12 protein-coding genes and 1 pseudogene are annotated in these 13,033 nt (G+C 55.8%); 5 read left to right on the top strand and 8 right to left on the bottom strand.

Translation table 11 applies throughout. From position 1 onward, the window contains the following. Both AUR66_RS11945 and AUR66_RS11940 read left to right on the top strand, forming a co-directional pair. A pseudogene (locus AUR66_RS11945) lies at window positions 1–278 on the top strand (hypothetical protein); the annotation flags it as partial. Window positions 279–480: 202 nt separating this feature from the next. Further along, window positions 481–1,860, top strand: a complete 1,380-nt coding sequence (locus tag AUR66_RS11940; protein WP_058572596.1) for a hypothetical protein — start codon at window positions 481–483, stop codon at window positions 1,858–1,860. A gap of 407 nt (window positions 1,861–2,267) precedes the next feature. On the opposite strand, the gene AUR66_RS11935 is transcribed toward AUR66_RS11940, so the two are convergent. From AUR66_RS11935 to AUR66_RS11920, 5 genes are all read right to left on the bottom strand, one after another. Continuing rightward, a complete protein-coding gene (locus tag AUR66_RS11935) occupies window positions 2,268–2,765 on the bottom strand; it encodes a type II toxin-antitoxin system VapC family toxin (protein ID WP_231727867.1) in 498 nt (165 codons plus the stop codon). After that, the gene (locus AUR66_RS23275; protein WP_082682192.1) at window positions 2,722–2,985 is read right to left on the bottom strand and encodes an AbrB/MazE/SpoVT family DNA-binding domain-containing protein; all 264 of its coding nucleotides are present in this window, start codon (window positions 2,983–2,985) and stop codon (window positions 2,722–2,724) included. Before AUR66_RS23275 ends, AUR66_RS11935 begins: the two co-directional genes overlap by 44 nt. Window positions 2,986–3,157: 172 nt before the next feature. Beyond that, window positions 3,158–6,673 carry a TraM recognition domain-containing protein gene (locus AUR66_RS11930; RefSeq protein WP_058572595.1) on the bottom strand — a complete coding sequence of 1,172 codons (3,516 nt, stop codon included), beginning with the start codon at window positions 6,671–6,673 and terminating at the stop codon, window positions 3,158–3,160. Between the two features lie 645 nt (window positions 6,674–7,318). Continuing rightward, a complete protein-coding gene (locus AUR66_RS11925; RefSeq protein ID WP_058572594.1) occupies window positions 7,319–7,846 on the bottom strand; it encodes a DUF7342 family protein in 528 nt (175 codons plus the stop codon). Window positions 7,847–8,088: 242 nt separating this feature from the next. Then, window positions 8,089–8,502: an ArsR/SmtB family transcription factor gene (locus tag AUR66_RS11920; RefSeq protein WP_058572593.1), complete on the bottom strand. Its 414-nt coding sequence runs from the start codon at window positions 8,500–8,502 to the stop codon at window positions 8,089–8,091. A gap of 97 nt (window positions 8,503–8,599) precedes the next feature. Between AUR66_RS11920 and AUR66_RS11915 the strand changes: the two genes are divergently transcribed. Beyond that, on the top strand, window positions 8,600–9,220 hold the full coding sequence (locus tag AUR66_RS11915; RefSeq protein ID WP_058572597.1) for a DUF7509 family protein: 621 nt from the start codon (window positions 8,600–8,602) through the stop codon (window positions 9,218–9,220). 90 nt (window positions 9,221–9,310) lie between these two features. Here AUR66_RS11915 and AUR66_RS21255 read toward each other — a convergent pair whose 3' ends face one another. From AUR66_RS21255 to mntA, 3 genes are all read right to left on the bottom strand, one after another. Beyond that, window positions 9,311–9,505, bottom strand: a complete 195-nt coding sequence (locus tag AUR66_RS21255) for a hypothetical protein (RefSeq protein ID WP_157533089.1) — start codon at window positions 9,503–9,505, stop codon at window positions 9,311–9,313. 234 nt (window positions 9,506–9,739) lie between these two features. Then, window positions 9,740–10,126 carry a type VII toxin-antitoxin system HepT family RNase toxin gene (gene hepT / locus AUR66_RS11910; protein WP_269432581.1) on the bottom strand — a complete coding sequence of 129 codons (387 nt, stop codon included), beginning with the start codon at window positions 10,124–10,126 and terminating at the stop codon, window positions 9,740–9,742. 38 nt (window positions 10,127–10,164) lie between these two features. Next, window positions 10,165–10,599 (bottom strand): type VII toxin-antitoxin system MntA family adenylyltransferase antitoxin, encoded by a 435-nt coding sequence (mntA, locus tag AUR66_RS11905; protein WP_058572591.1) that lies wholly within the window; start codon window positions 10,597–10,599, stop codon window positions 10,165–10,167. Between the two features lie 448 nt (window positions 10,600–11,047). On the opposite strand from mntA, the gene AUR66_RS11900 reads away from it, so the two are divergent. Both AUR66_RS11900 and AUR66_RS11895 read left to right on the top strand, forming a co-directional pair. Continuing rightward, a complete protein-coding gene (locus AUR66_RS11900; RefSeq protein ID WP_058572590.1) occupies window positions 11,048–11,899 on the top strand; it encodes a hypothetical protein in 852 nt (283 codons plus the stop codon). 231 nt (window positions 11,900–12,130) lie between these two features. Continuing rightward, window positions 12,131–13,033: AAA family ATPase (locus AUR66_RS11895; RefSeq protein ID WP_058572589.1), on the top strand; the 903-nt coding region annotated here is incomplete at its 3' end.

Below are 13,033 nucleotides of genomic sequence, written 5' to 3'. Positions count from 1 at the left end.
AAAATCGTGAAGACGAGCACACGAGACACGACGGCACGGAAGCGACCGCTACAGAACGTGAGACGAACGTGACCAGTGCGGCCTCGCAAGACGACGGGAACCTCGAGCGACTCAAAGACCTCCAGACACACCTCGAATCAGTACTCGCGGAGAACGAACGATTACAAGCCGAATTGGAAACCGAACGCGAACGACGGCGTGAACTGGAAGCGCGGGTGGATGAGATGGAAGATGAAGACGATGGTGGATGGTCGTTGTTCGGGTGGCTCAAACGGTAGCGTTCCCCGTACGTTCTGTGTATTATACATATACTAGAAACGATATATTTTCTCAAAGCTACTTTCCACAATCGACAGACAGACGAGAAAATTGATTGCTTCTCGTCAGTCGAGAATCACTTATCCAATTTATCGATTTTGCACACGTGTCAATATTATGAGTGCTTTAGGACATTCGAATTTGATGACACGAAGGCGGCTCATGAGTGGCGTATCGGCTCTCGCAGTCATGGGTCTCGCAGGTTGCATCAGCGGGCAGTCCACGTCGACGACGAACGTGGCCCAGCACATAGCGACTCACGAACAGGCGTTCTCACAGGTGCCAGACCACTCTGAAGCAGGGATGACAGCAGACGTTGGGTTCCCGGCGTTCGTCGACGAGTATCTGGGGTTCAGTATCGGGAAACCCGATGGCTGGCACATCGAGTACGACGGAGGCATCATCGCCGTCAAACCTGTCGCAGACGACGACACGACTGTTGCATTCGCGTACCCCATCGCCCTGCCATCAGATGGTACTCCAGATCAAGCTGTTGCTGCATTCGTCTCCGACCTTGCAAGTGGGTTCGAAGCCCGCGGCGGACAACTCACTAGTAGTGAGTCACAGCTCACTGGCTCTCTCGACGGGGTCGCACTTACAGGTGAACTCCAAGCACACACTGATGGGCCTCAGTACGTGCTTTCGGGAGGCTGGGCACCCGACACAGATTGGGGAGCGCTCAGAGAAGCTATCCTCTCGATTGGTGCCTCGTACATGCGTCGTCCCGGCCGCCCGCTCGTTCGGGCACTCTACGAAGGGACAGACGCCACTGGCGGCCGTACGACGTGGGAGTACGTCGTCCCGGAGGGGTGGCTTCTCGGTGATGCGAGCTCGCGTGGAATTGACATCTACGGGAACTACGACGCGGAGATCGAAGCGTACAATGCACACGTTGGATTCGGCTATCCCCCCTTCGGCCTCGGAAATCACACTCCAGCAAGCTTCGTAGACGAGTACGTTGGTGCAATCCAGCAATACAGTAGCTTCAGAATCCTCTCGTGGGGGCAGTCGCGAGCGCTGGGAACGGAGACTGACGCAACCGGTACGACGTGGGAACTCCACTCGTTCGACTACGAAGCAACCTATGGAATCGAACCCATGCACGGCGTCATGACCGCTGCCGTCGCGAACTACTCGATTGGCTATCCGCAGCCTCGGCCGTACCACTCTGGCATGATATGGATGCGCGAGATAACGCTCCCAGAGTGGGACGCGCTTGCGGCCATCACGGCTGTCGTGCAGTCGTACATCCGCGTCGTCGCCAGCCAGCCCGGACAGGGGATACTCTCTCCAGTCACGAACGCCCCCGATTATGGTGCCGACATTATGGATGTGTACCAACAGCGTTCAGCATCGATGGACTATCTCGGCCGCGAGTGGGAAGAAGCAATCCTCTCGTATGAGACCTGCACACAGGAATCGACTGGTGAGGTCGTGTACATGCCGTACAGTTCATACTATCCAGGCGGCGTCGATGGCGGTCCAGCTGGGTACTACATCGTTCGCTCGGATGGGTCGTACGAACACACGCCTGTCGTATAGTGAGGCGGCACGTGGGGCGGACTCATCCTCGCTTGGTTATCTTCTCCTTTCTCGCAAACCGTCTTCAGTCACCGAGCCATTCAGCTTCGGACTGTGTGAATCTCACTTCCCAGATTGTATCTCTCGAAGTCGTCATGCATCGAGGAGGTGCTGTGGAATGCAGATACGATCTGACCGGGTTCTCGTTGTTGGCGCTTCGAGATCATGGAGCACAACCAGTCTCTTCGAAAGCCCCCGCGGCGACCACTCGGGGGCCTCCGTGTGCTCCTTGGCCTCCGGCCTGCGGTGCTACCATCCCCAGACCGCAAGCGGTCTGGTGGGCTCACGAGACCTGCGGTCTCGTGACGGTCGGCCGCCGTCGCGCTCGCCGCGGCCCCTTTCAGTCCCACCCTGTGTGAGTTCCGATTTTAGTTTTTGACAGCGTGGAACTCTGAAAGCACGTCGTCGGGAACTGGATTCGTGTATTCAAATGACTCGTCTTTACACAGTGCTTCGAAATCTCGGTCAGTGGTCACGAGGGCATCAGCATTGGCCTCACGAGCGAGTGCGATGTAAAAACAGTCGTAGACATCGTGGTTTTTCTCTGCGCTAATCTCGTAGGCATGGAGAATCGTCTTGGGTGTCACGTCGACAGACTCCATGGGGTATTGCAATAGCGAGCTGATAGCGTTGCGTGCGTCAACCGTCGAGAAACCAAGGTCTTCGAGAACCCACTGAACGCGGAGCGGGAGGTAGCCAAACATCAACAGGGTGTGTTGACCTTGAAGCGCGGGGACGAGGTGGTCTGCAACATACGCATGCCCAGGGTGGTCATCAATTAACTGGATAGAAAGCGCATTGAGATCCGGAAGGACCCGCACGTCACCGCCCTCCGAACGTTGCTTCTCCCGCATCTCGGAACGCATTTTCTTGCCACTCCTCTGTAGACTTCCCAGACGAGAGGGTATGTAATTCAGGCAGTTGCCGAACAAGCCTAATATCACTCCCTTCTCGAATCACCCTGAACGTCGTCCCATCTTCGAGATGGAGTTCGTCACGGAGTGACTTTGGAATTGTCAAGCGCCCTCGCTCGTTGATCGTTGCTTCACCGTACTCTTCGCTGCTTGGCTCGTCAGTCGAACTCATTGAATCACCACTATTCAATCAAAGCAGTTCTATCACCATAGTTCTTGGTGACTAAGTTGGTTTGAAATCACTGGCCAAATAGCTCTGGATACCTTTTTGAGATCCACTCACGACCCTTTTCAGCCCCACCTGATTTCAGAAGAGTTCTCGACAGAGGTTGGTGAGTGTCTTATTATTGCAACTCCTGGAGTGTGCGCATCTCTGTAAATCCGGGCTGGTGAATCCGGAACGACGACGGCGGCGAGTTCGAACTGTAGGTCTTTTCGACGCGTGGATGTCCCTCGTTGGGTTCGTTCAGCGCGCGCAGGACCTCGTGTGCATCACTTCGGTTCTTGACGACCCAGATGGCAGCTTCGGGCTCGCAAGCAGCCATCTTATCGTAATCTTCTGGGACCGCCGTGAGGATGTCGTGATTCGCTCGCTCGGCTTCGAGTGTGACGACAATCTCGCCATTCTCGTCGAGACACACGGCATCGAGACGCGAGCCATCGTGCTCGTAGTACGAGACAGCCTCAACAGCAGCAGAGTCCTCGCTGTCGACGAACTCGTCTTCGAGATAGCGCCGGCCGAGTTCGACCATGACGACGTGGAGACTCGACTCACTTAGGTCGCCACGACCATGGCCGTGGGCGACGCCCTCGCGGTGGCGAACAGCAATTGCACGGCGGCCTTTCGGCGTCACCGTGTAGAGTTTGTGTGGATACGTGCAGTCTTTCGCCAACGAGCCCCCATCAACGAGTTCTTGGACTTCCTTGGGGGAGACACCTGTGTACTCCTGGAGGCGAACCATACTGTCGTACAAGAGGTCGTATTCGTATTCAGGGTTGAAACGACGTTGGTGTGCAGAGTACACTGCTTGGAGGAATCGAAGTTGTGCGTCGGTGAAGGCGCTACTGCCGCGTTCGACAGGCGAGAGTTTGAGCGGCAGGTGTGAGATTGGGATATCGTCGCGGTCGACGTCATCGAGGCTGTGACAGCACTCGACAGCGTTTTTGATGCCCGTCAGTGCTGGGTCGTATCGGGTCGAGCATTCGTTACAGACGACGGCGTGGACTTCGGGGTCGTATACGACCATCGGCGGGAGTCGTGACGTGTAGGGGAGTGCAGAGTTGATACGAGCATCAGGCGCGGGTGCATTGCGCTCTGGGTATGGGTCATCTGATGGCGTTGGCGACGATGGGTGTGACGAGCCAGACGCACTCGTGTGGTCAGAGGCGTTCGGCGAATCAGCAAGCGGAGACGATTCGCGATGGCCGATCGGCGTCTGTGTCTGAGCGTGTGTTCGCTGCGGCTTCGAGCGACTGCCAATACTCGAGACGTCGATTCCGTATGCCTGTGACGACCGTGCAGTAAGCAGGTCGAATGCTGCCGCGTACGCCGTCTCGCGAGCCGGCGAAAATGGATTATCACTCTCTGGGTGCCCTGCAGGGAGGGGTGGACTCTGGAGGACGAACGGCTGTGGTTCTGGCTCTCCGAATCCAGCGGGGAGCGTTGTGAGCCACTGTCCACGACGGAGCGCACGCAGTCGGTTTTGGACTTCAGTTGCGGGTAATTCAGTCGTCGCAAACCGTCGACTAAACTGTGGGTCGACTGCAACGTTCCCTGTAACGATCGTCGAAACGTTGTTCAGCACTTCGCGATACGCCTCTGGGTTGGCTTCTCTGAGTTGTGCGGGAAACTGCATTGATAGCGTGATCGAGAGGCCGAAGGAGCGTGACTGGGCAAGGAGTTCCGAGAGCAGCGAAGAGGTGGATAACTGGGAGGCTTCTTCGAGATAGAGATTGACGAGTGGGAGGTCTGTATCGTTGTCTGCCTGCTGCGTTCGGCGACGAAGCGCCGTCCAGAGCGCAGAGAGAATCACGAGGGTGATGACGCGTTGTGAAGCCGGCCGCAAGCCACCCGTATCGATGATGATGACCGCGTCTTCGTCGATGAGTGTCCGAAGGTCGAACTGTGGGTCATCACTGTCTTCGTCAGGGACGTGATTGAACAGTTGTGCGAGTCGTGCGTCGATGGGAACCTTCTCGATACGATTCGCAACGCCTTGCATGAGCTCGTCGAACGAACGCTTCGAGTTGGCGGCGACGCCTGCGAGCATCGCCTGAAGGTCTTCGTCGACGACCGGCGGCGGGTCGCGTGTCTCGTGTAATCTGGCGACTGCCGTCTGGAACTCGCGGTGCGTGAACGAATTCGACCCATGGACCGGGTCGAACATCGCTTTGAGAACATAGCGGATGATGTCTGGCGAGCGAACAGCCTGCTCGAAACGCTCGCGCCCCATGATGCCGATGAGGATATCGACGTAGTGGTCGATGACGTCTTCGACGGCCGTAGTCCGGTCGATACCTGCATCGAGCTGGTCACGGATATCGAAAAACGACAGCGCAGGGAGCGCCTCCGTGCAATCGAAATAATAGACGTTGTCGAGTGTGCCGTACTTCGCGTAATGTGCTCGGAGGTAATCGCCAGCCATCCCGTCACCCTTCGGTTCGATGAGGATATCAGCGCCATCGGTTGCCTCGTGATTATCGAGAATTGCCGTGATGCCACTCGAGGATTTCCCTGACCCAGTGCGGCCGAAGATACCCATGTGGAGTGGTTGGAGCTCAGGCGGGAGTGAGACGGGGACGGGTTCGGCATCACCGTCGGCCGTCTGTGCATGACCGAGAGTGAACCCCTGTGTTCGATATCGTTCGAGTCTGTCACGTGGTGGGCGTGGAAGCCCGTGTTCGTCTGCTGGTGTGGGTGCCAGCGCACGCTGGGCATCGGTCGGGAGTGCTGCTGCGTCTAACAGACACAGCAAGGGGAGTTCTCGCCCATCCATGACGAGAGCCCGACTGGCGTTTTCGGTCCACGGGAGTCTCGCAGTGAGTTTCGAGTGTTCGGGCTCGACTGAGGCTCGGTTTTGCAGCGATTCGAAAACTGATTCGGCGTGGTCGCCTTGATATGTCCGCCCCTCGACTCGGTAATGGTCGCCATTAAGATGCGAGAACGCAGTCGCCACTGGAGTGAGTACGGGAAATTGCGCATTCGGGTCGGTCGTGGTCGCAACTGCACGGGCAGTGACCGCGAACGAGTGTTGGGCGTCTTTCTCGTCGATTGCGTCGATTCGAGAACGGACCACGGGATCAGAGGCGTTCTTTTCGGGGTCTGTGGACATAATCCAGTCTTCGAAGAATCGCTGGAAGGCCGTGTCACGACCCTGTTTGAGTCGATTCTGCCGGTCGAGTGCGTGATGTCGCCAGTCCTCGTATGGTGTGACAAGTATCTGGACCGCCATCGGAACGGATGAGCCCGCAAGTGTACTCACCACGGTTGCGAGTGGAAGCCGAGTGTGTATGTCGGTGAATTCGTCGTAGGGAGTGAGCGTGGTTTGCCAGTCTTCGCGTCGGTCTGTAACGCCTACGAACTCGACTGCACGATATTGTGGTGGTGAATATGGTTCGAGGGCCTCGTCGTCTGGGTCGGCGTCTGGTTCGGCAGGCGAGAGTCGTGAGAGTGGGTCTGTGTTCGAGGTTGTGATTTCGAACGAGTTCGGAACGAGTTCTCGACACCACGCTTCGATAGCTGGTGCGAGTTCGGTGTCGACGCTGAGTGTGTAGTCGATTGTTCCTGACGGCGACCCATCGGTGACGAGCAACCATTCGAGTGTGGACGTATGTTGCTTCGATTCTAAGAGGTAATGCAATCGGGTGAACTGTGCGGTGACGGTCGAAGGAGTGAACGTATCAGCGGTCGGCGACAGGTGAATGAAAGTTCGGTCGGTCGTGGACGGAATAATGAATTTCTCTCCAGTTCTGCGGGCATAGTTCCTTCTATCTTCGTGTGTTCAGCGATAAAACCAGATATAATTACATCATTGGGTGATAGCTCCCATTGAATTGAAGAATCTGCCCTACCTGTTGTGATGGTTCTGGACTCGCTCTTCGATCCAATCGAGAACAGCAAAGAGAACGGCTAGATGGTGCTCATCTTCGATCGGTGATGGCTCAACGAGGCCACTTGCATCTAGTGGAGGATGAAAATGAGCGGTCGGAGCGTGTGGCTTTGGGTGTCGGTCCCATCGGCACTGCCACGTTTTGCTCGGCATCGTCTCCAGGTAGTGGAACGAATACGCCACACCGTCGAACCACCGAATATCGAGTCGGACATCACTAATCCACCCTGAGTACTGAGCTGGGTCGATTCGAAGTTCGAGGACACGCGAACTGAGCGAGTCTGGTCGAAATTGCCACTCGGTGATGAGTGGGTGAGTCACTGCCCGCTGTGCCAACACATTGAGCGTCGGGATATCGAGTGGGCCGCTTGGGCCTTCTGTCCGTTCCGCCACGGGTCAGACTCGGGCTCGTTCGTCTCGCATCGATTCTGCACGGTGCACTGCTTGCTGGAGAACCTGAATGTCGCGACGGATGGTTCGCCACTCGGAGAGGTCCTCCCACTGCTGGTGAAGCTCCTCGTGGTCATCTACCGCATCTTCCGTCGTGACCACGGCGTCCGGCTCTGGGACGCCGTATTTTGCTTGGAAGCCCTGGTCCTCTTCGATGAGTTCCTCAACGCGTGTCCGGAGGTCGCTCGGGCTGTTTTCACGGGCGAGTTGTTCGACTCGTTTCCATCGGAGGTACGAGGCGTTGCGTTTGTAGGTTGCAGGCCGCGTGTCGGTCTTGTCTGCAATGCCCATCTCGGTCAACTGTTGGAGTGCTTGCCGAGCCCCATTCTCGGAGCAGTCTGCCCACTCTGCAAACTGCTGTGCAGACGCCGGATCATCCGTTCCAACGAGGACGTCGTAGACACGTTGGAAGGTCGTCCGGTTCGTTCGCCATTGCTCAGATGCGTCGAACGTCGCCGGACCATCGTCAGTCATACTCGTCCGTTCGCAGCTATTGCACATATATCTCATCTGAAGAACTCATTTATCAGTTTACGTCATGCACGAGATAATATAATCGACTGCATAACAGGGTACGCCCCGCTCGCCGCCCAGTTCCCTCCGTGCTCACGTCTTCGAGCTGTGCGCACAGCCACGACCTCAGAATGGAAGTTGATTTGGCAATAACTCAATGACGGGAACAAGACCACAAGGTTCTGAGGCCCATCGATACTGATTCAAATTCCGGACGAACTGTCGTACATCTCTTCAAATTCTTGTTCGCCGCGGATCAACTCATCAACACCCTCAGTGAGTGTCACTTCACCGAAGACGGTCGCTCGGTAGTACGTGTACAACCCATCTTGTCCTCGTTCGGTACGCTGACGTTTCTCAACGAGGCCAACGTCAACGAGTTTGTTGAGGTGGTAGTGCAAGGTGCTGTCGTCGATATCGAGTACGCCTTCGAGTTCTTTGGGACTCATATCCCCTCTGTGGACGAGTCGGTAGAGAATCTCGTAGCGAGTCCGGTGTCCGACTGCAGCGTGCATCGCGAGGTACTCGTCAAGCGTGAGGACGCTGTCTTCTGGGAGGAGGTCCTCTGGATCCTCTGGGACCCCGTTGTCGACCGTATGTCCGGAATTCGTCGCCATCTTACTCGAGAGTACGGGTGAGTGGCTCTTAGGCTTTCTCAAGCCGAGACTTTCCAAAAACACTTGTTTTTAAATACTTATGATGGTATACTCGCGTATGGCTGTGGACATCTCACGCGACTTAATCGTCGAACGGTTAGGCCATGTGAGATATGACCGGTTTCTCTTCTATCTGATGGGTCCGTACAAGTCGTTTAATCTCAACTACGTACTCAGCGAAGAGGAGCGTCGAGAGTTCGACATCGAAGACCTTCCAGGACCGCTGCGTCGCCTCTTCCAGAGTAAGGACGAGATCGATGACGCGCAGGCACTGTTGCGACGGATGCAGGGTGAACTCCGAGTGACACCGGGAATAAACGCGTTTCTGGCACTCGACGTCGATATCGACGTTGACGACATCGATGCGGCAACCCAGAGTATCGAGTACACGAGGTGTAGTAACGCGACTGCGTTTGTGCTCCCGTTTCTCGGGCACAACTTCGGTGTCGGAGAAGAAGCGGGGAGTATCCTCGAAGCACTTTCAGAAACGCATGGTGGCCGGTTAACCTTCGTCCACGAGGACAACGTGACAAGTGCGATGATCCGGTCAGCACGAGTACGGTGGGACCTGCGGGTAGAAACGTACGAGACAGAGGCAGAACTCGTCGAGAAACTTCGGTTCTTTGCTGGTAGTGTCATGCAGCGAGAACGCCGAGGTGAACTCAGTCGTTTGGACTGACTGGTATTCTGAGCACCTCACGGTCCTCATTGGTGCCGAAGACACTGTGAACCTCCGTGTAATAAAGTTAGATAGATTTCTGTCTCTTTTTCATTTCTTAGCGTGCTTCTCGAGGAACGTATCGACGAGCTCACCATCCGGATTGTACTCGATCCCTGACTCGAGATTCAACAGCACTTTGGCAGCTAAAATATAGGCCTCTTCGGTCGAGATTCCGTACATCTTGCCGAGCTCTTTCATACTCCCGTGAACCCCCTCTGGAATATCCGCATTTGGACGCGTCATTAGCGTTCTAAGACTGCCAACAACTACTATAAATAGATTTGGTCATCAAACTCACCAATTGTTTGGAAATTCGCCAGAAAATACGAATAATGTCTCTTTTTTGAGTTCACTAGGATGTCCGCTGTGTCTGTGAGCGTTGCCCCCGGTTGAACAGGCTCTTTGTTCCGGCACGCCCCGCTCGCCGTCCTGTACCCTCCGTGCTCACGACTCGGGTGAGTAGTCACCGCGACTGAATTAGTATCGTTGCTGGAACCACTGTGCAATCTCCTGCTGCAATTGGTCGAACCAGTGCAGGTCGTTGTGCAAAACAGAATAGACGACATCGTGATTTACATCACCGTACCGGTGGGCGAGGATATTCCGAAACCCAACTGCTTCTTCCATTTGCTCTTGCACACCGCCTGAAATTATCTCTGCATTCCCGAGAGACTCAATCTCGTTCTTTGATGTCCCGCTAGGAGAGAGTCCCTCTGAAGCACGGATATGCTGGGCGAGGTCAATACAGGATTGGATGAGATTCATGAACGTCCGCTCAACAGCCCGTTGGACGATGACGTCTTCAACATACTCCGTTTTGGTCATCCCACGGATCTGCTTCAAATCGTTCGTGTACTCGTTGATGTACCTGAGCTTGTCAACGACGATGTCCTCGTCACCATTTAGACGTCTCCACGAGCAAGCCGGTCAATGAAATCTCTGCGTTCTTGTTCTCGCTCACTCGCACTTGCGTCGTATTCCGTGTCGACACGTTTCTTATAGGCATTCACCTCTTTCTCGTCGCCAACTATACGAACACCATCTCGGAGGGCAGCATGGGCAACGTGAGTTGGCAATGATTCAATATCGCTCACGTCGACGAACCCCTCGGCGTACGATTGCAAGTCAGCATCGATACGGTTGCGTTGACGGAACCGTTCAACCTCAGACATCTCATCAGGAAAACGGAGTGCAACATCGACATCCGATGATTCGTCAGCTGTCCCTCTTGCATGTGACCCGAACAGAACTGCGAAGATGACCTCCGTTTGAGCGAGGTATTCTCTGATCCCCTCGATGTCGATTGTTTCGACAGCGGAGTCATCTGATTGGGGCATAGTGGTAGTTCACGTTCCTGCGTAATATATCTCGGTTGGTTATCTGACCGTCGTCACGGCACGCCCCGCTCGCCGCCCCTGTGCCCTCCGTGCTCACGACTCGCTACGCTCGTCGTTCGCGACGAGCTACTCCTTACAGTCGCGCTCGCTTCACTCGCACCTTCCCGGTGCGCCAGCACCAAGCGCGCTGTCGGTCACGACACCCTCACAGACTCGGTCGTCGGACGCGAAACCGGCTTGTGTGCTGGCCGCTCGCTTTGGGCAGTGCGGTCGCGCGGTGCTGGCTGGTGTTCCATCGTCGAGCGCACGCCTTCCGCGCCCTGCGGGCGCTCGTGAAGGCGCGAAAGGCGTGCGCAGAATGAGTTGGTTGAGATCGATGTGAGAGAGCTGCGGCTGGAGAGTCGTGGTGTCGGAAGAAGACGCTGAGTAGGCGCCTTTGTGATCTACAATGAGTACTAAGAAGCAAATCGGTAATGAAGTTTCGCACTACGAACACTCCCGAGCAATCGGCGACGACGTGGTTGACGAGACGCCTGAACTCCGACCCACGGTTGAACTCGAAATTCAAGCCAAGGTTGACCTGAACAATTTTCAAACTCAGGGACGGGGACTGACCCTCGCGGAAGAAGAGCGGATGGCTGCGCGTGAGTGGGAAATCGAGCAAACGCGTGAACGGTGGGACAGACGGCAGTCGTCGAGTCGGGAAGCACGGACGGCGACTGTGGCGGAACAGATGAGCGTTGAGGCAACGTGGGAGTTCAAAAAACGCGCAGGGTGTGTGAACCGATGGGCAGACCCCGAAGAAGCAGATCCACGTGAGCAATTATCGAGAGAAAAGTTGGGCGAAGTGAACCGTGAGGCAGCCCGGTTACAGACGAAACTCGATGGGTGGTCGAGAGCAGCGATTAGTCGGCGGTTGGCCGAAGAGGTCGTAGATGGGAAGTCGATGATGAGCGCGGTGGTCGGTGTGTTCGAACAGATGCAACGTGCTCCTGGACGGGTGATTCCGATTGCGGCGGTCAGTGAGGTTCGTCGTCGAGAGGTGTCTATCCGTGGCACTGTGACGCAACTTTGGGAGTCGACGAATCCGGCGATTCAGCAAGTGGGACTCATCGAGGATGAAACTGGAGTGACTAAATTCACGACTTGGGTTAAAAGCCGCAAGACATTGGTCAGGGAAGGCGAGCGGGTGACAATGCGGAACGTCGCAAAGAGCTGGTACGGTGGACGTGTTTCGGTGGCCGTCACCGGGTGGAGTACTATTCATTTCCCGGAGCGTGAGGCGTGGTGGACTGAGTAAGCGACCTACTCGGTTTCTCTTTTTACGACTCCTCCAGGCCCGGCCCCACCTCCCCACCCACCGCTCCGTGCTCACTCCTGCGGAGTTGCGCGCGCAGCCACAACCTTTGCTGGAAGGACCGCTCTGGTACTCAAGAACGCAGAAGTGCAAGACGATTAGTAAAATCGAAATTAGTAAAATCACAATTTAGATAACCGGAACTACTATCTCTCACACTAGCCAAGACAGCCCATGAAGCAGCCGCGATTCGTCGACCGCGACGACGAATTAGAACTGTTAACGTCGCGGTTCGACCGCAACACGGCGGAGTTGCTCGTCGTATACGGTCGACGCCGACTCGGAAAGAGTGCACTCGTTCGGGAGGCCATCCGTGACCGAGACGACGCAGTGTACTGGCAGGCAACGGAGGAGACACCAGAAGTACAACTCTCGAGTTTCGTCGAAGCTGCCCGTGAGGAGTACCCAGTGGTCGAAGATATCAAGCGAGATTGGGAGACGCTACTCAAAACGCTCGGGAGGCAGGATGCGGTGGTCGTCATCGACGAGTTCCCGTATCTAATTGAGTCGGACGACGCCCTTCCGTCGAAGATTCAGCGTGTATGGGATCTCCATCTTGAGGAGACAGAGATGTCTCTGGTCCTTGTTGGGTCGTCGATTAGTGTCATGGAAGAGAAAGTCCTCGGTGGTGGGAGCCCCCTCTATGGTCGTCGTACGGGGACAATCGACCTCCCCCCGCTCAAATTGAACGATGCACGAGAACTCTACCCAGACGAAGACCCGGAAACGGTTATCGAGACCTGGAGTGTCTTCGGTGGGACACCGTACTACCTCCGTGCGCTCACACCGTCGAAATCACTCGTCGACAATATCCAGACACACGTCCTCTCCGAACACGGAGTCCTCAACAACGAGCCAGAGTTCCTCCTACGGACGGAGTTCGGGATTCGAGAGCCGCAGACTTACTATACAGTCCTCCGTGCAATTGCGACGGGGAAGCGCGAGGCGAACGAGATCGCAAACTTCGCTGGTATCGACTCGAACGCACTCGGGTCGTACCTCTCGAAGCTCCGCCGACTTCGGTTGGTCACGCGGGACATTCCCGTGACGGCAAATCCCAACTCAACCCGAAAGAGT

The sequence above is a fragment of the Haloferax profundi genome (assembly GCF_001469865.1).
Lineage (GTDB): Archaea > Halobacteriota > Halobacteria > Halobacteriales > Haloferacaceae > Haloferax > Haloferax profundi.
This window is presented reverse-complemented; position numbering and strand designations above follow the sequence as displayed.

Coding starts and splice junctions, on each gene's coding strand:
- AUR66_RS11940 (WP_058572596.1), top strand. CDS start 481: ATGAGTGGCGTATCGGCTCTCGCAGTCATGGGTCTCGCAGGTTGCATC.
- AUR66_RS11935 (WP_231727867.1), bottom strand. CDS start 2,765: ATGCGTTCCGAGATGCGGGAGAAGCAACGTTCGGAGGGCGGTGACGTG.
- AUR66_RS23275 (WP_082682192.1), bottom strand. CDS start 2,985: ATGAGTTCGACTGACGAGCCAAGCAGCGAAGAGTACGGTGAAGCAACG.
- AUR66_RS11925 (WP_058572594.1), bottom strand. CDS start 7,846: ATGACTGACGATGGTCCGGCGACGTTCGACGCATCTGAGCAATGGCGA.
- AUR66_RS11920 (WP_058572593.1), bottom strand. CDS start 8,502: ATGGCGACGAATTCCGGACATACGGTCGACAACGGGGTCCCAGAGGAT.
- AUR66_RS11915 (WP_058572597.1), top strand. CDS start 8,600: ATGGCTGTGGACATCTCACGCGACTTAATCGTCGAACGGTTAGGCCAT.
- AUR66_RS21255 (WP_157533089.1), bottom strand. CDS start 9,505: ATGACGCGTCCAAATGCGGATATTCCAGAGGGGGTTCACGGGAGTATG.
- mntA (WP_058572591.1), bottom strand. CDS start 10,599: ATGCCCCAATCAGATGACTCCGCTGTCGAAACAATCGACATCGAGGGG.
- AUR66_RS11900 (WP_058572590.1), top strand. CDS start 11,048: ATGAGTACTAAGAAGCAAATCGGTAATGAAGTTTCGCACTACGAACAC.